The sequence below is a fragment of the Anabaena sp. CCY 9402-a genome, assembly GCF_963920945.1.
Classification (GTDB): domain Bacteria; phylum Cyanobacteriota; class Cyanobacteriia; order Cyanobacteriales; family Nostocaceae; genus Trichormus; species Trichormus minutissimus.
Window position 1 is genome coordinate 23,440 of sequence record NZ_CAWUDL010000023.1, and the last position, 18,080, is coordinate 41,519.

Consider the following 18,080-nt stretch of genomic DNA (forward strand, 5'->3'; position numbering starts at 1 on the left):
TTTGTCGTTGTAACAAATAACAACTCTACTACATCATCTCTCCCTCTTCATACTATTTTTTGGCTAATGTATTGCTATAAGTTATAAATTATTAGAAATAGTTTTAAATTTTTCTGATGAACTTAAAGAATAATCTTCTAATTTAAAATCAGCAAAAGGCTGTTTTTCTAACCTATCGCGTAGGGCTTCATCTATAGTTACACCTTTTGATTTATTTTTAACTCCCATAATAATAACGCTGCTTTGATATCTAGTTATATCTTGATTTGGCTTACAGTCTCTGCGCTGGAATTGACCTAAGTTTAATAAGCGATATCCTTTAACACTGGGTGTATTTTTAAATAATTTTTGCACTAAGAGTTGTATTTGTTGGGAACGTTCAAATGCTCTAATTTGTGCAGTTGCTAATTTTATATCACAAGAAGCTATACCTACAGAAATAATTTCATTAGGATCTTCCATTATTTTCTGGATACCTTCTTGTTCTAAAAGCAATTTTAAAACATCAAGACTAATAGTTTGATAGTTATTTGTAACTTGAAAATTACTGTCTGTAAGCCATTTATACTCTACTGATAAAATGGCAATGTTAAATTCAGCACCTCTACCTTTACTATCTCTTCCTTCTTCATAAGAAAAATAATCAATCTTCCCTTTTCTTTCTGGAGATTGAGTTGCTATTGGTAATAATGTTGCGAATTGTGGATAACCTATTATTAAGGCAACTACACTAAGTAACCCTAATGAAAATAGAAGTGCTAAAAATATAGATATTAAAGGTATTTTTTTTTGTTGTTTGGCTGATAGAGAGGGAGGTGTATCAAGTTTTAGCTGAGTTAATTCTAAAGCTTGGGACTTTTTTGGAAGATGAATATTTTGACTTTCAATTATAGTTTTAGGCTGTTCAACTTCTTTAATGCGCTGTAAAATTTCTTTAGTATTGGCAGGACGCTTAGTTAATTCTGGTGTCATCAGCCAATCAATTAAATTCAATAATAGTGGAGAAACTTGATTGGCATAACTGCGCCAATGCACTAAATTATCGGGGGCATCATACATATCTAGAGGATGTTTTCCCGTCAACAAAAAAACGAAGGTGCGCCCCAAAGCAAAAAAATCTGATTGTAATGTCACTTTTCCTTGCATTTGTTCTGGTGCGCTATAACCAGATGAGATGGTGGGGTTATTGCTATGATTTTGGTAATTTTTGCTTAGTTCTCTAGCTGTACCAAAGTCAATCAAAACTAATTGTCCATCTGGTCGGATGATGATGTTTGATGGCTTAATATTTAAATGCAGATACCTTTGGCTATGTACTAAATCCAAAACCTCTACTATCTGTTTTAACCAAATGATGGCTTGTGCTTGAGAAGTGGGTTGAGGTTGTTTTTCTAACCACTGTTCTAAGTTAATTCCGTGAATTTTTTCTAAGACAAGGCAGTATAAACTTAAGTTATTTCTAGTGTGATGCTGAAAATACGCATCTACTCTAGGAATACCTGGATGATTCAGTTTTCCCAAGACAACGGCTTCTTGATGAAACAGTTCTATGGCTTTAACATCCGAGAGATTTGCTTGTAGGACTTTGAGAATTTTAGCTGTGTCTTGTTCATAAGCTTCATAGACTTTCCCAAATCCAGTTGTATCACTCAATAAGTGCATCACCCGATAGCGTCCCACTAGTTCCAACTGAGAACCACAACTTTGACAAAAGCGGTTTTTTTCATTTTTGAGATGGTTAGGTTTAGGGCAAACTGGATTAATGCAAAGGCTCATGATGGGAAGTCAAAAGTCAACAAATTTTGGATTTTGGATTTTGGATTGACCCCGACCACCAGGGTATAGGGCTGGGAGATTTTGGATTTTCTTCAATCTAAAATGGGCATCGGTCAAAAGTCGAAAGAATAAAACTGAGTTTTACTCTTTTGTTGGTGTCTATTAATAATCAGATTTGTTTTATTTAGATTCTGCTAAAAATGCTGCAACTGTCTGGTTAAATACTTCCGGTGCAGTCAAAAATGGCCAATGATTACCGGGAACTTGACACAGGCGGAGGTTTTTCAGATAGGTTTTATAGGGCTTGATTTGCCAGTCTAAACGGTTCAGTCCTTCTTTTGGCTGGATAAATAGGGCGGAAGTTTCTACGGGGGTAGTAAAGCCAGGTACTCGCATCACGTCCTCAAAAATGCGATCGCGGGCGTTGATAGTGAATTTACTACCCCAGCTACCATCCGGTTTTTGTTCTAGACCAGCTTGAAAAACCTGCTGTTGTAATGTATTCCAACCCTGATATTGATTTAATTGCTTGGCCTGTACTTCGGCTACGTCATAACTGGTAAATGGCCCCATACCTTTGAGAAAGGAGAGGTATCGGTACAACAGGGGGAAAGTCAGCCGCAAGATGCTGGGCATTTTCCAAATAAAAATGGGATCGACTAGCACCATACTCCGCAAGCGTTGGGGATTGACTCTCGCCCAGATAGCCGCTAGTTTACCAGTCCACGAATGACTGACAAGATGAGCAGATGACCATCCCAAATGATCCATGAGTGCTTCTAGGTCTGCGATCGCACTTTCAAAAGTATAGTCTGTTTCTGGCTTACTGCTTTCGCCATGACCGCGCATATCTGGCGCAACTATATGATAATTCGCCGCTAAATCATCTCCTAAACTCGACCACACCAAAGCATGGTCAGCTAAACCATGCAACAATAGTAAAGGTTCTTTCCCTTGATTCCACTCCAAGTAAGATATTTGAATATCAGGTGTTGATAGAGTTTTACGTACAGGCATCGTCTTTAGTAATTCAAAATTCAAAATACTCTACGAGTAGCAAGCTACAAAATTTCAACCGAAGGGGACAGTTCCTGATAAACACTCTTGCTTCTGGAATGATGCACACATCATATTATCCTCCTCAATTGAGGGGAGGGAGTTGGGGGTGTGGTTCTTGTACCTCACTCAACCGAAAAACTTTATAGTTTCGTGCTTATTATGGTACTGCGAAAGTCTTGACCTACCAAGGGTGGACAAGATGTTCCATTTGACTAAGTGGAATGTGATTAAATGACACATCCATCACGGGAAAATTTCCCAACCAGAGAGATGAAAGTGTCACTATTCTCTTGCTAAACCAATAAAAAACTGAAGTTAGGAAAATTAGCTAATTCTCCTAACTTCAGCGATCGCAATATGGAATGCTAATTAAGGATAGTCAAAAACTACACGACTACCTGGCCGCCAATCACAATGGATAAAACCTCTGTGCATTCCTCTACCGAGTCCTGTGCAATCAGAAGCCCGACAAATGTCTAAAAGTTTGGTAAAGTTGCCGTCGGAAGGGGCAATATCAAGGGCTAGACCATTAATATGCTGAGAATAGCGTGCGCCTCCTATCCGCCGATTCACACTAGGAGGACGATAGGCAGAATTGATAGAAATTGGGATACCGTATTTATCACGAATTTTGCCAAAGCCTTTAGCTGCTTTGATTATGTTATTAAGCACTGCTTTTGACTCTGGGTTTCTTTGGGGATCACATCCTTTAGTGATTTCACCCCAAGTCAGAGGAACTCCCGCCACTATCAGTTCATTTTCGTAAACTGTCTCTCCAGTTACTAACCTTAAAGTACGTCCTGTCTTCGTGGCTATAATGGATACAGGTAGTGGTTTTAATAGCTGAGTTTGTTCTTCATTAGTTTGATGGTTTTCTGCTATCTCTAATAAATTAGATGCAGTAGTCGGTCCCAATAATTCAGGAGAATCTAGCCAAACACTTTCTTTAAATTCTGCAAATGCTTTTTGGCTTAATTCACCTACAATGCCATCAACTTTACCTTTATACAAATTTTTTCTAGTAAGTAAAGTTTGAATTTCTTTGATAATTTCAGGATCAGCTTCAGTGAGTTTGACCGTGCTATTGGTAGATTGAAATTTTTCTAAGTTCGGAAATTCCACAGTAGAATCTGACATAGATGCGTCTCCTTTCGTTATGGATTTCAATTCTTTTTTAGTGATTGCCCAGCCTAATGACGAGTAACATTCATAAATAACAGTAATTCCTCCTGCTATTTCGCAATTAAACTAAATTTTTAGTAATTTCATTGCCAATATCTTAACTATCGATGTCTCTGAAGCAGAAATATATCTTAGTTATGTATTGTTTATTTGGTCATTCGTATTTTTGACTAGTTATTATTTATGAGTATAACGCTGTAAATTATACACAAAAGATTCCTAAATTAACTGTTACAATTGCTTAAACAAGTATTAAATTTTACGGTTGTATATTGACATCCTCAGCTTTAGTTGTCAGTAAACAGTTGTAAAGCATTGCAAGTACAGTTGTAAGGGCAATTTGCAATGACTAACGGTGGGCAAAATGCCATCGCACCATTCTTGATGCAGTTGTGCGTAGTCCTGACAACAAACAAATTAAAATATTAAGTTACTAAACCCGAATCTAAGAGATAATGCTGCCTACAGGATGCAGTAAAATTAATCCTTTAGATAGAGGAGGGCAAAAAGATGACCCGTGTCATCATCGTGCGTCACGGTCAAAGCACATATAACACCGAAAGACGCATTCAAGGGCGCACTGACGTATCAAGGTTAACGGAGAAAGGTCGTAGTGATGCTAGTAAAGTAGGCAAAGCCCTCAGTAATATTGCCTTTAATGCAATTTATAGCAGTCCACTCCAGCGAGCTAAACAGACAGCAGATATTATTTATGGTGAGTTAGCATCTGATTCTGGAAAATCGTCTGTTGTCCAAACATCTGACCAATTAATGGAAATTGATCTGCCTCTATGGGCAGAAATGCTGTCTAGCGATGTTCAGCAGAAGTTTCCAGAAGATTACCGCATTTGGCATGAACACCCCGACGAATTTCAGATGTTGGTGAATGATACAGGGGGAATACGTGAACATTTCCCTGTGCTGGCTGTGTATGAACAAGCACGGCAGTTTTGGCAAGAAATATTACCCCATCATCAAGGTGAAACCATTCTCATCGTCGGGCATAACGGCATCAATCGCGCTCTCATTAGCACCGCCCTGGGTATTTATCCCAATCGCTACCATTCCGTTCAACAATCTAACTGCTGCATCAGCGTCTTAAACTTTTCTGGTGGTTTGGGAGAACCCGTACAACTAGAGTCGATGAACCAGACGCAACACATGGGCGAAATGCTGCCGTCATTGCGACCAGGCCATCAAGGCGTAAGATTGTTGTTGGTACGTCACGGTGAAACTGAGTGGAATCGCCAAACCAGATTTCAAGGACAAATCGATGTTCCCCTCAACGATAACGGCAGACAGCAAGCACAAAAAGCCGGAGAATTTCTCCAAAATGTTGCCATTGACTTTGCTGTAAGTAGCACTATGGCACGTCCTAAAGAAACTGCCGAAATTATTTTGCAACATCATCCCAGTGTAAATTTAGAGTTGCAAGAGGGCTTAAGAGAAATCAGTCACGGACTTTGGGAAGGAAAATTAGAAGTAGAAATAGACCAAGAATTCCCCGGAGAGTTGCACCGTTGGCGAACAACACCAGGTGCAGTGCAAATGCCAGAAGGGGAAAATTTACAACAAGTCTGGGAACGTAGCAGTGCTACATGGCAAGCAATTGTACAAACCGCCTTAGAAAATCAACGCCAAACCGGATTAATCGTAGCTCACGATGCTACCAACAAAACCTTACTGTGTCATATCCTAGGTTTACCTGCGGATAATTTCTGGAATTTCCGCCAAGGTAACGGTGCTGTCAGCGTCATCGACTATCCTTGTGGACTGAATGGTTTGCCAGTATTACAAGCGATGAACATCACCTCTCATTTAAGTGGCGGTGTACTGGATAAAACAGCAGCTGGGGCATTATAGGGTGTTAACAATGAGAGAAAACATCTGAAGCACTAAATAGCTCAAATGACAACTGAACTTCTGCAACAAGTAAGGGTGATTGACCCAGTTTCGCAAACTGACCAAGTATCTGATGTGCTAATTGCCAATGGTGAAATCCAAGCAGTAGCGGCACAAATTAGTGATATCAGTCCTGATACCCAAATTAGGGATTGTCGGGGACTAGTTCTGGGGACTGGGTTAGTGGATTTGTATAGTCACTCCGGCGAACCTGGGTTTGAGGAACGGGAAACGCTGTTGTCGTTTTTACAGGCGGCAGCGGCTGGTGGCTTTACCAGAGTCAGCATTCTACCTGATACATCGCCAGCTATTGATAATCCCGCGCTGGTGGCGCAGTTGCAGAAGGGGATGAGGGGACAAGGGGGAAATGTTGCTTTGTCTTTCCCCTCTCTTCCCCATCTCCAAGTCTGGGGCGCAATTACCCTGGATGTGGCTGGGAAGCAGATGACGGAATTAGCAGATTTGGCGGCTGCGGGAGTTGTGGGGTTTACTGATGGTTTGCCGTTAGATAATTTAGGATTAGTGCGGCGGCTGTTGGAATATGTGCAGCCTTTGGGAAAACCTGTAGCGTTTTGGCCTTGCGATCGCCAACTCGCATCTAATGGTGTAATGAGGGAAGGTGCAGATGCCTTGAGGTTTGGTTTACCTCCTGTTCCCGTGAGTGCGGAAACAACTGCGATCGCTGCTTTAATAGAATTGGTAGCCACCATCGGCACACCCATACATATTATGCGCGTCTCCACCGCTCGCAGTGTAGAATTAATCGCCGCCGCCAAGTCTCAAGGATTACCCATCACCGCCAGCACCACATGGATGCACCTATTGTTAGATACCAAGGCTGTTAAAAGTTATCACACTAGTCTGCATTTAGACCCACCTTTAGGTAATAACATTGATATGCAGGCTTTGCGATCAGCAGTGCGTACAGGAGTTGTAGATGCGATCGCCATTGATCATACACCCTACAGCTACGAAGAGAAAGTCCAAGCCTTTGCCGAAGCACCACCAGGGGCAATTGGGTTAGAATTAGCGTTACCTCTGTTGTGGCAGCATCTTGTAGAAACTGGGGAATTTACAGCATTAGAATTGTGGCAAGCTTTGAGTAACCGTCCAGCCGAATGTTTACAAGCAAAAGTCAGTAAAATTGCGCCCCATCACCAAGCTGAACTAACCTTATTTAACCCGCAAACAACCTGGAAAGTAGAAAGGAAAAACCTGCATACCCTTTCGAGTAATACCCCCTGGCTAGGACAAGAATTAAAAGGTCGAGTTGTACAAACTTGGTGTTAATTCTAACATCTCTATATTATGAGTTAGCGATCGGGCTGATACACTTGCTCTAAACGTGAAGGTAGCCAATGCGTGATATGGCATATCTTTTCGCCGAGTTGTCGTCATTTCCACAAACCTAAGTAGAATCGATTCTTTGCAACCTTCTCTGCGCCTCTGCGCCTCTGCGTGAGCTTTTCACATCTTCCACTGCACAACCCAACGCCGGAACAACTCCACCATAATTCGCCACCCTCCCCCACCTTCCTCAACCACATCATGACGCTTCAAAGTATCCAACGCCGCCTGCAAACTATCACCACTCATCCCCGTAGACTGAGCTAAGACATCAAAACTCAACCCCTCTACATCAGGTGCAAGTAACCTTAATATCTCCTGCTGACCATCCACATCTTGTGCCGCCTGACCCCAAACCCCATCAAAATAGTAGCGTCCGCGCTGGAAAAACTCAGGATTATTAATCACAGCCTCTACATCATCTACCGTAAACATAGGGTCACGGGGTCTTCCTTGCTCAAAAACTTGGTCATTGTAGCGACGCACTAACTGAAACCCCACTAATTGGACTAAATATGCTTGACCGTGTGTTAAAGCATAGATTTCGTCTAAGGCCTCTGGCGTATAGTCAAGGGGAAAATCTTCATCTGGGTTAGCTAAAATCTGGCGAGTAGCTGCACGTTCTTGAAAGTTTACATGAATGTTAATTAAGCTACCAAAAAATGGATGAAAGTAATCTGCTGTCATCTCCTCTAAAGTGTGCAACCCAGCAAAAGCAAAGGCAAATTTAGAACTCATTTGCACCAACCCTCGCAGATAACCCATAAAGTCTTGAGGGATTTTTCCCGCTTCGATGAGTTCCTCTATTTTCTCGAACTCGTCTAAGGCAATAATTAACCCAGTCTCTAAATGCGCTTCCACCTCTTTTAAATAGCGTTCAAAAGTTCTATAGGGGAGATTTAGCAAATCCGCGTCATTTGGTGGCGGAACTTTCACTGTATGAGAAATTTCATCACTAATTGCCATTAGTACCTCACCCACACCTTGGGGGATATCTCCCAAACGCAGCAGGTTGACGTAAGCTAACTGTATACCTGAGCCTAGACATTGAGACGCATTGAGCAAGATTGAAGTTTTACCCATACGCCTGTGACCGTAGAGAACTACAGACTGTAGTTGATTACCCATTACCCAGAGTTCTTCCAACTGTCTCATTACATCTTCTCGCCCCACAAAGAGATTACCTTGAACGGGGTCGCCTATGACATAAGGATTAATCACAGGCTTGGTAATGGAAATTTCCCCGACTTCGCCAGCAATTTGTAGTAAGCTTTCTTTCCAAGTTTGGGTAATGTCTACAATTAAACCGCGCTCGGCTTGTGGTAAGTCATTGGCTGTATTGAGAATGCTTGTTAGTTCACCTAAAGCACGGTTAAGAGCTAAAGACCTAGCTGAACGAGACACACTTTTGTTAACAAACTGGATATCTTCAATTACGCGCCGTAAACTTTTAATAGCTTTCCAGGTGTTGGGGCGTAAAAGAGGTTCTTCTGTAAAATCAGGTATTTGCAGAGTAGCAATAGTAGCCACCTGTTTTGCATTTTGAAAAGTGGCTAAAGTTTGGGTAAGGGTATACATTTCCTCACCGTAAAGCAGAGAACGTACTACAGCAAATGCTTCCTGTGCTTCTTCTGGTTCTTTTTTATGGAGATGCCAAAAACCCGCAGCAGCCGCACGAGCAGGAGTATCTAAACGAAGAGTGATTGAATTATCCGAAGACGTTGATCTTAAGCTTGGATCTTCTAAGGAGGCTGAGGCAAAACGTACCAAATTCCAATCAAAAGGAGATTCAGCCAGTCGAGAAACACGCCAAATAATTTGCTCTGATGGGGTTGCCGTAAGTTCTCTGTTCACTGCTTGAACAACAGGAATGAATTGCATAGTATATGCCAGCAGTTCATTAGTGTTATGCAAACCTGCTTCCCAATCTTGTAACAACCAATTTTGCAAGCGTCTAGTAAGATTCGGTAGAGGAATTGGGCTAATACGAGGGAGTAAGTAACTACTTTGGATGCTTTGCAGGGTTAAAAGTGAGCCAATCAGCCAATTCTCTGGACGCATTATCGCCACGCCTCCCGCCACGCCTCCCGCCACGCCTCCCGCCACGCCTCCCCCCACGCCTCCCCCCACGCCTCCCACCACGCCTCCCACCACGCCTAACCCCACGCCTCCCCCCACGCCTTCCGCCACGCTGAACGCTACGCTTTCCGCCACGCCTAACCCCACGCCTCCCGCCACGCTTCCCGCCACGCTGAACGCTACGCCTAACCCCACGCCTCCCGCCACGCCTCCCGCTACGCTTTCCGCCACGCCTCCCGCCACGCCTCCCGCTACGCTTTCCGCCACGCCTAACCCCACGCCTCCCGCCACGCCTAACCCCACGCCTCCCGCCACGCCTCCCGCCACGCCTAACCCCACGCCTAACCCCACGCCTAACTCCACGCTGAACGCTACGCCTAACCCCACGCCTAACCAGTTAACGTGAAAGTTGAACACTTGCAAAATTAGCCCCACGGACACCGGAGTAATAACTGTTAATACCAAACCCTGCAAAAGTAGCTGACGTTGAATAGCGTTTTGACACAGCAACTCCAATCCCTTTCGCCAATTCATCTCCTCTTCAGGAATATACCCACCCCCAAAGGTATCAACATACCACCGCAAAGCCTGGGGAAAGAAAAACACCCAATACAACAGGCGCAGATAATCTAAAGGATTCCACAGTGAGAGGGGTCGCCGCAATTTCGGTGCTAAGTTTAGACGCGGTACAGGAGAAGTCATGATTCACCCTCCGCCTTTACCTGTGAAAGACCTAACCCCCCTACCCCCTTGCCTATGGCTACGGTGTACACACAAGTCTGATAACCTAGTCCCACAGCGTTTTGATCCCCCCTAACCCCCCTTAAAAAAGGGGGAACAAGAATCAAAGTCCCCCTTTTTAAGGGGGATTTAGGGGGATCAAACCACATTTTGCACTCAGCATAAAGATGCGTGTACACCGTAGCCTTCCCTATGGGGGAAGGGGGAGTAATTTTACTTTCTTCTTTTTGTAGGCTACTGTGTACACACAAGATAGTTAATTGATACATTAACAACGTCAGGCGATACATTGGCAATGTCAAACGATACATTAACAATGTCAGGCGATACATTAACAATGTCAGGCGATACATTAACAATGTCAGACGATACATTAACAATGTCAAACGATACATTAACAACTTCAGGCGATACATTGGCAATGTCAGGCGATACATTAACCCGGATTTTTCACCAATTCTTGCAACCTCAGTCCAGAGTCCGTAGGGGCGGGTTGAGCGAAATATTCGTGAATGATTCGAGCATATCTGTGAACCCGCCCCTACTGTTTGTGAGAAATGCGGGTTTCCTCCCCTGCCTCCCCTGCTTATCCGAACCGTATTGGAGGAAGAAATCAAAATACTAGATTTCATCTCGCACCTGCCAAATACCGCGAGTAAGTTAGATAACACAACCCCATCAGTTTCCGAGGATGTCCGCCACTTTCTTGAATCAGTTGCATGATTTCCTCCTCAGTAAAACTCACTGAAGTCATAGCCAGACGACAGCTAATAAAATCACGGCTACTGATTTCATCCCAAAGCTTTATATGTTCCTCTTGACAAATCCCCGCAAGTGGCGAAGTTTTACCATTATCCTGACTATCGTTAAATAACTTATCTAAAGGTTCAGTTGCAGCTAAAACCAACCGCAGATTACTACCTTCAGCTAAACCCCGCAAATAATCCCGCACTTGGCGAGTAAACCCTTGCCAACTCAACTTACCCACATTATCTATAGCTAGCAGCACTCGTTTATCTCGTAAATTGCGAGTTAGCATATAGCCCTTACTTTCAGGGATACCCATCTCGTAACACAAAGCTTTGTAGAATTCTTCCTCATCATCAACGCAATTCAAATCTAGAAATACTGGCTGACGCTGAAGCTGATTTTCTGCTTGTTGACAAATTGCCCATAACAGAGAAGACTTCCCAATTCCTTCCTCGCCTACAATAACTACACTACTACCACTGTTCAGCACCTCAAATATCTGTTGTATTTCTCGCTTCCGTCCAAAAAACAGTTGTGCATCTTCTACTCTCCCTTGTTGGGGAATAAAAGGGTTGATAAGTTCTAAAGTTGATTTTGAGGTAGTTAGGATTTGTGTAGGTTGCTGATTATATATTTTCTCTATTGAGATTTTAAAATTATTTTTCTGAATCTTGATTTCTACTTGAGACACTTCAGAAATCTTATTAAATAACCTACCTCCTATTTCTTTTACAGATTGCTCCCCAAAATTGATTTCTTCAGCAATCACACGATAAAACTTATCTTCCCAGATTCCTAAAAACACAGCCTTTTCTGCATCACTAAAACCAGCCCCATTTTTGGAAGCAACCAGGCTATCAATAAAAGTAAATGCGTCTTCTCCGTTCATTAGTTGCTACAAATGACTGGTAGTTATTCATACTAACCCAAAATCGAGAATATTTTTGCATAAATGTCAGTTTTACTGCGTTATCGTTAGCCTTAAATCCACGTGAGTTCGATGATCTCTCCCCAACCCCTCTCCGCGTCTTTGGAGAGGGGTTTTTAAAACCTATTGAACTCACGTTAAAGCCTGTGCATGGACTGGCTATTTACTGAGGGCGATTAGTCAAACCAACTTGAACCTACTTTGACCTACCTACCTGAAAAGTATCGAGAGTAATAACTCATACGTCCACATACCGACAAAATATAACTACCCAGATAATCTAATAAATAAGAGATAAAAATTTTCTGGAGTTATCTAAATATGAAACTTTCCACATTAAAAGTTATGACCCCTATCCTAGTTGCTCTGATCACTGCTGCTGCAACTTTAGGATCAGCTTTCATCAATAAACCTAGTTCACAAGGGAACACTTCTACTAATCCCGCTCCTACCAATCCATCAAATTCTAACGCTTCAGAATGCCATCCAACTATTGCCAATAAAGTATGCGTTGCTCATTTAGTTGTGCAGATTAATAGCGATGAACCACAACAAGTTAAATCTAACCAACGTCTTCCTCTAAAAGCTGGGGATACAATGAAATTTTTAAGCTTAACTTATTGCATACCAACTGAAGTAAAACTCAACAAATTAGAAGCCAAGGTATATTTATTTAAAGATAGCATTGAGAATTATCAAGATATGCTATCAACTTCTAGCACTTTTCCCATTAACACAGGCTGTCACAATATCAGCAACTTTCCAAACTCATGGCAACTAGCAGCAGGACAACACCAAGTTAGCATCCCTATAATTAAGTATGATGGTAGTTATAGAGTGGTTGATAAAAGTTTCTATCTTAACCTCGATGTTGGTCAGTAATGCGATTCTTACGAGAAACAAGATACCTGACTTCTTTGAGAAGTCGGGGATCTGAACACTCAACAATAAGTGTAAATATATTGTTGTTCACTCTCATAATATAAAGAGATATGAAATTAATTTAATAATCAACTAAGAGGTTGTATTAAAATGCCTAAATGGAAAGTCGTAACAGAATTTACCTTTAATGCTGCTCACTACATTAAAGATTACAATGGCCCCTGTGGTCGAATGCACGGGCATAATTATCAAGTCCGCATTGAAGCAACATCTACACAACTATACGCTTCACAATACTGTCCAAACCCAGTTATGGTAGCTGATTTTAGAACGCTACGTTGGGCAAAACAAGATGCCACAAAAGGCGGACTTGATCACTCTGTTTTAAATGAAGTTATGTCTCCTGAATATGAGACAACTGCGGAAATGATTGCTAAGTATATCTACGACGAAACCAAGAAAAAATTACCGCCAGAAGTACAGCTAAAAGTCCATGTTTCTGAGACACCTAATAGCTGGGTAGAGTACGAAGATTGAAATTAAATATACCTACCGAATTTAGCCAAGAAAAGAGAGAAACCCGCCTGTGCGGGTTTTGTCTGTATAGCATAGATTTCATTCACCAGGGCTGTCCCCAGTCTCCAATATAATTCCAAATAAGTGCTAATAATCAATTTTTTGGGCATAAATGGTAGAATTTTCTTAGATAAATCAACTATTTAATCATCTATAACAAGTATTTGCTCTGAGTACATTTCATTGAACTGTACTATATGGTGTGAGTAGATTAAATCTTATTTACTCACAAATAAGCACTTAAAAGTCCAATCCCCAGCCTCAGAAATTGACTGAATTTTAACTTTTGTTAATTATTTAATGTAGTGCTTACATTCTTAAAATTAATCAAGTTTTAAAACCCTATATTAAGTTTTTAATAATACTTGTCTCAGCTTGTACGTTAATGTCGTGATCTGCTGCTGTAATTGTGTAATCTGAAAACAACTAAGCTAAATGATTAAATTGAGGTCTGATGACTCCTACAATTCTGCGTCAACTCTGGGCGGTTGTTGAAAACTCCCAAACCAAAACACTCTTGCAGATGGATGATGCTAGCTTGGTGCAATGGTTAGCACACCAAACAACAACGCAAGCATTTTTAGAGCCTAATGAAACTGACTTCCTGACTGACTACATCCAATCTCGGCTATCTTTAATACGTGATATTGCTTATGATAAACAGTGTTGATAGTAACCTATCTACAAATTACTAATCCATAGCCAATAGTTACTGCTATTGACTATGAACTACTGTTTATTAATTCTTGTGTGGCAAATAACCTTCTACCAAACAATCGCCACCAACGACACGCCAACAAACACGTTCTAAAAGCAAAGCCTCTGTCATAGTATTTAAACCTAAGTCACCCACAGGTGTCGGTGCATGATTACCACCGATAATTTTGGGGGCAATAAAGGCTAAAATTTTCTGCACTGCACCTTCAGATATTGCTCTGGCTGCTAAAGTCCCGCCACATTCCCACAACACACTACAAAAACCCCGCACATATAAATGTTCTATTGCCGTTTGTGGCGTGAGAGATGGTAACTCTAATACCTCAACCCCTTGTTCCAGTAAGAATTTTTGGAAATCTGGGTTAGCACCGACTTGTGTCAATACCAAAGTGGGTGCTTCTGCTGTTTGCCACAGACGGGCATCTGTAGGTAAATTGAGAGAGCGACTCATCACCACCCGCAGGGGATTGTGAGCCTCTAGTTGATGGCTAGTGAGGTAAGGATTATCTTGACGAACAGTATTCCCACCCACAATCACCGCATCGCAACCAGCCCGTAATTGATGAACTTCGCTACGCGCTGCTTGGTTTGTAACCCAAGCACTATGACCGGAATTAGTGGCGATTTTACCATCTAAAGTCATAGCGTATTTCAAAATACCTAAAGGTCGTTTGTGCAGAATGCGATAGACAAAAGCTTCATTAAGTTGCTGGCAAGCTTCCGCTTCTACTCCCACTAACACCTCAATTCCCGCCGATCGCAAACGCTGAATCCCACCACCAGCTACCAAGGGGTTAGGATCAACCATTCCCACCACTACCCTAGCCACACCAGCCGCCACTAAAGCTTCTGAACAAGGTGGAGTTCGGCCGTAATGATTACAAGGTTCAAGACTCACATAGGCTGTAGCACCACGAGCTAGTTCTCCAGCGTCTTTTAGGGCAAAAACTTCGGCATGAGGTTCGCCAGCACGGGGATGAAAACCTTCCCCGACAATCTGCCCATTTTTAACAATTACTGCCCCCACTAACGGATTAGGTGAAGTGCGTCCCAAAGCACGGCGGGCAAGTTCCAAACACCGTTGCATCATCGCCCGATCAAACTCACTACCTACAGGTTGTGGGATTTGGGAATGAGAATCAACTGGCGATCGCACTAGAAATTCATTATCCTGAGTGTTATTTGGTTGGGATGCACCCGCTTGAGCAACCACTGGCAAGTTATCCATAATCTTGGGCAATACTGTAAATATTCTGCACGCTAACTGCTTTAATAGCGATACTTACAGAGTAATATCCCTAGGCGATCGTTGGGGATTGGGGAAAACCATTAATGACTAATAACTAATGACTATTGACTAATTTCATCTTCTCCCACCAAACATTGAGGGGATAGTAGAGAACGGGCGCCCAGAGACTGCTGAGAATGGCGGAAGCTAGGGTGACGCGCTGATAGTATGCCCAGATGAAATCTGTGGAGCGATCGCCTGCTAAATTTAATAACAACCCAAACCCAGTTTCTGCAATAATTGCCATTACGAAGACAATTAAGGCAATGGAAATAAAGTCTTCCTGGATAAAACGCGGCTTCTGAATTAGTGCCGTCAAAAATCCTACAAAACCCAAAGTGATAGCATGAGATGGTTCAGGCGAAGTCATAGCATCCTGAAGTAGACCTAAGATAATACCTGCTAATGTTCCCGCCCAGACAGATCGCTTTACACTCCAAGCAACCACCCAAATTAATAACCAATTTGGCCCAATTCGCAATAATTCCGTGCCAGGAAAGCGCGTTGGTAATAATAGCAAACATAAAAACACAGACCCAACTGTGATGCTCCAATCTACTACACGTAACCAACCTGGATGCCAATCCGCCAAAAATTTTTTTCTGGTTCGGAATTTTCGCTCTGGCGGTTTTGACTTGCCACTAAATGAAGGTATCTTCACCATTTTGAGAGACTTAGTTTAATTAGATTTTTGTGCTTTCGGGTTTGCTGATTGCTGATTTTCCAACTCTGGATTTTTGGGTTTGGGATAGACCGCAACCCAATCTAGGGTACTAATTTGGGGAAAAAGTTCAACTTTAGCTATAGAAGCTGGAAGTTTTTTCAAATCTAGCGACTTGATTTTTCCCACCGCTAAACCTGTGGGGAATCTCTGACTATACATAGACGTAGAAACTAAGTCTCCCACTTTCACATTAGGGACTTTTTCATAAAACTCTAATACAGCTTCGGCAGAAGAATCTCCCCTCAATACACCTTTGGCGGAAGTCCGGCTAATGGTGACACCAACTTGACTTTTGAGGTCACTGATTAACAATATGCGGCTGGTGTTAGGTGTGACACTTTCTACTAGACCAACTAATCCCCCTTCAGCTTTTACAACATAACCTTTCTGAATGCCCACATTTGAGCCACGGTTGATGGTCACTTGTTGCCACCAATGATCAGCACTACGTCCTATCACTCTGGCGGGAATTGGTCGTGATGCTAGTGGCTCTTTTTCAGCGTAACCTAGTAAATTTTGGAGTTTTTGATTTTGACTTTCCAGTTCAGTAATCCGTGTTTGTAACTCCAAAAACTGAGCATTTTTGAGCAGTTCTTCTTGACGTTCTTCAGGAGTTGTCCCCGTTTGTAACATTTGTACAGGACGGGTGATTAGCTCGTATACTTCCAATAGAAATTCTCCTTGGGTCTGGCGTAATACCCAAGCACCACCCAAAGCTAAAGCAACTAAACCGACTTGTAAGGTTTTGCGATCCCACCAACGACGTAGAGTAACCATCGATAACCTATTTCTATAAATTCAAAAAATACTGGATTCTATTTATATAAAACCCAAATTACAACCAAATAGAACCCAATATCTAAAATTTTTTGATTACATATTTCGAGAACGCCCGCTAAACACCCGTTCTAGCTGTTTGAAGTTTTCTAGCACCCGCCCTGTTCCCAACACAACGCAACTGAGAGGATCAGCAGCAATATGAGTAACAATACCTGTTTCGTGGCTAATGAGGGTATCTATTCCCTTGAGCAAAGCACCGCCACCAGCTAGCATAATGCCTCTGTCAATAATGTCTGAGGCTAGTTCTGGGGGTGTACGTTCCAAAGTGCGCTTCACCGCTTCGATGATCACAGATAGCGGCTCTAGCATACTTTCACGAATTTCTGGCCCTTTAATGGTGACAGTTCTGGGTAGACCAGAAAGCAAGTGTAAACCCCGCACTTCCATCATTGAATCATTATCATCATGGGTGGGATAGGCAGAACCAATCCGAATTTTGATATCTTCCGCAGTCCGTTCCCCAATCACCAAGTTATGCACTTTTTTCAGATACATGATGATGGCTTCCGTTAATTCATCGCCAGCAATGCGTACTGATTCACTGATCACAGTCCCTTGGAGACTCAGCACGGCAACTTCTGTTGTACCCCCACCAATGTCGATAATCATATTACCAGTTGGTTCTGCTACTGGGAGTCCTGCTCCAATAGCTGCTGCTACTGGTTCATCAATTAAATAAACTTCTCTTGCTCCAGCTTGAGCTGCTGCATCCATAACAGCTCTTCTTTCTACGCCAGTGACACCACTCGGTATGCCAATGACAATTCGAGGTAATATCAAAGACCTACCTTCATTAACACGCTGAATAAAGCTTTTCAGCATCAACTCTGCTGTGTCGAAATCAGCGATGACACCATCGCGCAAAGGTCGCAAAGCGATGACATTTCCCGGTGTGCGACCGAGCATTCTTTTAGCTTCTTCTCCTACGGCTAGAGCTACCTTTTCGTTTTGATCGATAGCAACTACAGAAGGTTCTTGGAGTACAATACCTTTACCAGACACATAAACGAGGGTATTGGCAGTACCGAGGTCGATACCCATATCCCACGATGTGCGAAAGTTCCTGAACAGACCCACTCGTCTCACGCCCCCTAATTTGCGATAATTCTAGACTACAACTGTTAAAGAGAATCGTGCTGGATTCTATTATTTTTTTGCTCTAGAGTCCAGCCCAATATCCTATTTTGTGGTGAATGACGGTAATTCTTACCTAGTTTTTTACATCTACCAATCTGATATCCTTTGACTAGTTGAGTATATCCGTATATTTTTTCAGATTGTTCTGGAAA

At 42.3% G+C, this 18,080-nt stretch carries 14 protein-coding genes; 5 read left to right on the forward strand and 9 right to left on the reverse strand.

From position 1 onward, the window contains the following. Positions 1-81 precede the first annotated feature (81 nt). From ACM0OR_RS10715 to ACM0OR_RS10725, 3 genes are all read right to left on the reverse strand, one after another. Positions 82-1,776 (reverse strand): protein kinase domain-containing protein, encoded by a 1,695-nt coding sequence (locus tag ACM0OR_RS10715; RefSeq protein ID WP_414576209.1) that lies wholly within the window; start codon positions 1,774-1,776, stop codon positions 82-84. Between the two features lie 180 nt (positions 1,777-1,956). After that, entirely contained in the window at positions 1,957-2,793 is an 837-nt protein-coding gene (locus tag ACM0OR_RS10720; protein ID WP_414576210.1) for an alpha/beta fold hydrolase, read from the reverse strand. Positions 2,794-3,204: 411 nt separating this feature from the next. After that, positions 3,205-3,972 (reverse strand): D-Ala-D-Ala carboxypeptidase family metallohydrolase, encoded by a 768-nt coding sequence (locus ACM0OR_RS10725; protein WP_190696331.1) that lies wholly within the window; start codon positions 3,970-3,972, stop codon positions 3,205-3,207. 555 nt (positions 3,973-4,527) lie between these two features. Here ACM0OR_RS10725 and ACM0OR_RS10730 point away from each other — a divergent pair. Beyond that, complete coding sequence (locus ACM0OR_RS10730; RefSeq protein WP_414576211.1) at positions 4,528-5,880, forward strand: histidine phosphatase family protein; 1,353 nt, start codon at positions 4,528-4,530, stop codon at positions 5,878-5,880. 45 nt (positions 5,881-5,925) lie between these two features. Continuing rightward, entirely contained in the window at positions 5,926-7,209 is a 1,284-nt protein-coding gene (locus ACM0OR_RS10735) for a dihydroorotase (protein ID WP_414576212.1), read from the forward strand. 177 nt (positions 7,210-7,386) lie between these two features. On the opposite strand, the gene ACM0OR_RS10740 is transcribed toward ACM0OR_RS10735, so the two are convergent. Further along, positions 7,387-10,047, reverse strand: coding sequence for an ATP-binding protein (locus ACM0OR_RS10740; protein ID WP_414576213.1), 2,661 nt, complete (start codon positions 10,045-10,047; stop codon positions 7,387-7,389). Positions 10,048-10,714: 667 nt separating this feature from the next. Further along, a complete protein-coding gene (locus ACM0OR_RS10745; protein ID WP_414576214.1) occupies positions 10,715-11,725 on the reverse strand; it encodes an AAA family ATPase in 1,011 nt (336 codons plus the stop codon). 384 nt (positions 11,726-12,109) lie between these two features. Here ACM0OR_RS10745 and ACM0OR_RS10750 point away from each other — a divergent pair, with 384 nt between their 5' ends. The 3 genes from ACM0OR_RS10750 to ACM0OR_RS10760 all read left to right on the forward strand — a co-directional run bounded on the left by ACM0OR_RS10750 (position 12,110) and on the right by ACM0OR_RS10760 (position 13,892). Then, entirely contained in the window at positions 12,110-12,646 is a 537-nt protein-coding gene (locus tag ACM0OR_RS10750) for a hypothetical protein (protein WP_414576215.1), read from the forward strand. A gap of 150 nt (positions 12,647-12,796) precedes the next feature. After that, the gene (locus tag ACM0OR_RS10755) at positions 12,797-13,183 is read left to right on the forward strand and encodes a 6-pyruvoyl tetrahydropterin synthase family protein (RefSeq protein ID WP_323265542.1); all 387 of its coding nucleotides are present in this window, start codon (positions 12,797-12,799) and stop codon (positions 13,181-13,183) included. Between the two features lie 493 nt (positions 13,184-13,676). Continuing rightward, positions 13,677-13,892, forward strand: coding sequence for a hypothetical protein (locus ACM0OR_RS10760; protein WP_323265541.1), 216 nt, complete (start codon positions 13,677-13,679; stop codon positions 13,890-13,892). Between the two features lie 69 nt (positions 13,893-13,961). Here ACM0OR_RS10760 and ribD read toward each other — a convergent pair whose 3' ends face one another. The 4 genes from ribD to ACM0OR_RS10780 all read right to left on the reverse strand — a co-directional run bounded on the left by ribD (position 13,962) and on the right by ACM0OR_RS10780 (position 17,832). Then, positions 13,962-15,167 (reverse strand): bifunctional diaminohydroxyphosphoribosylaminopyrimidine deaminase/5-amino-6-(5-phosphoribosylamino)uracil reductase RibD, encoded by a 1,206-nt coding sequence (gene ribD, locus ACM0OR_RS10765; RefSeq protein ID WP_414576216.1) that lies wholly within the window; start codon positions 15,165-15,167, stop codon positions 13,962-13,964. A gap of 115 nt (positions 15,168-15,282) precedes the next feature. Next, positions 15,283-15,888 carry a rod shape-determining protein MreD gene (gene mreD / locus ACM0OR_RS10770; RefSeq protein ID WP_414576236.1) on the reverse strand — a complete coding sequence of 202 codons (606 nt, stop codon included), beginning with the start codon at positions 15,886-15,888 and terminating at the stop codon, positions 15,283-15,285. Between the two features lie 18 nt (positions 15,889-15,906). Then, positions 15,907-16,728: a rod shape-determining protein MreC gene (gene mreC / locus ACM0OR_RS10775; protein ID WP_323265539.1), complete on the reverse strand. Its 822-nt coding sequence runs from the start codon at positions 16,726-16,728 to the stop codon at positions 15,907-15,909. A gap of 96 nt (positions 16,729-16,824) precedes the next feature. Next, a complete protein-coding gene (locus ACM0OR_RS10780; protein ID WP_323265605.1) occupies positions 16,825-17,832 on the reverse strand; it encodes a rod shape-determining protein in 1,008 nt (335 codons plus the stop codon). Positions 17,833-18,080 lie beyond the last annotated feature (248 nt).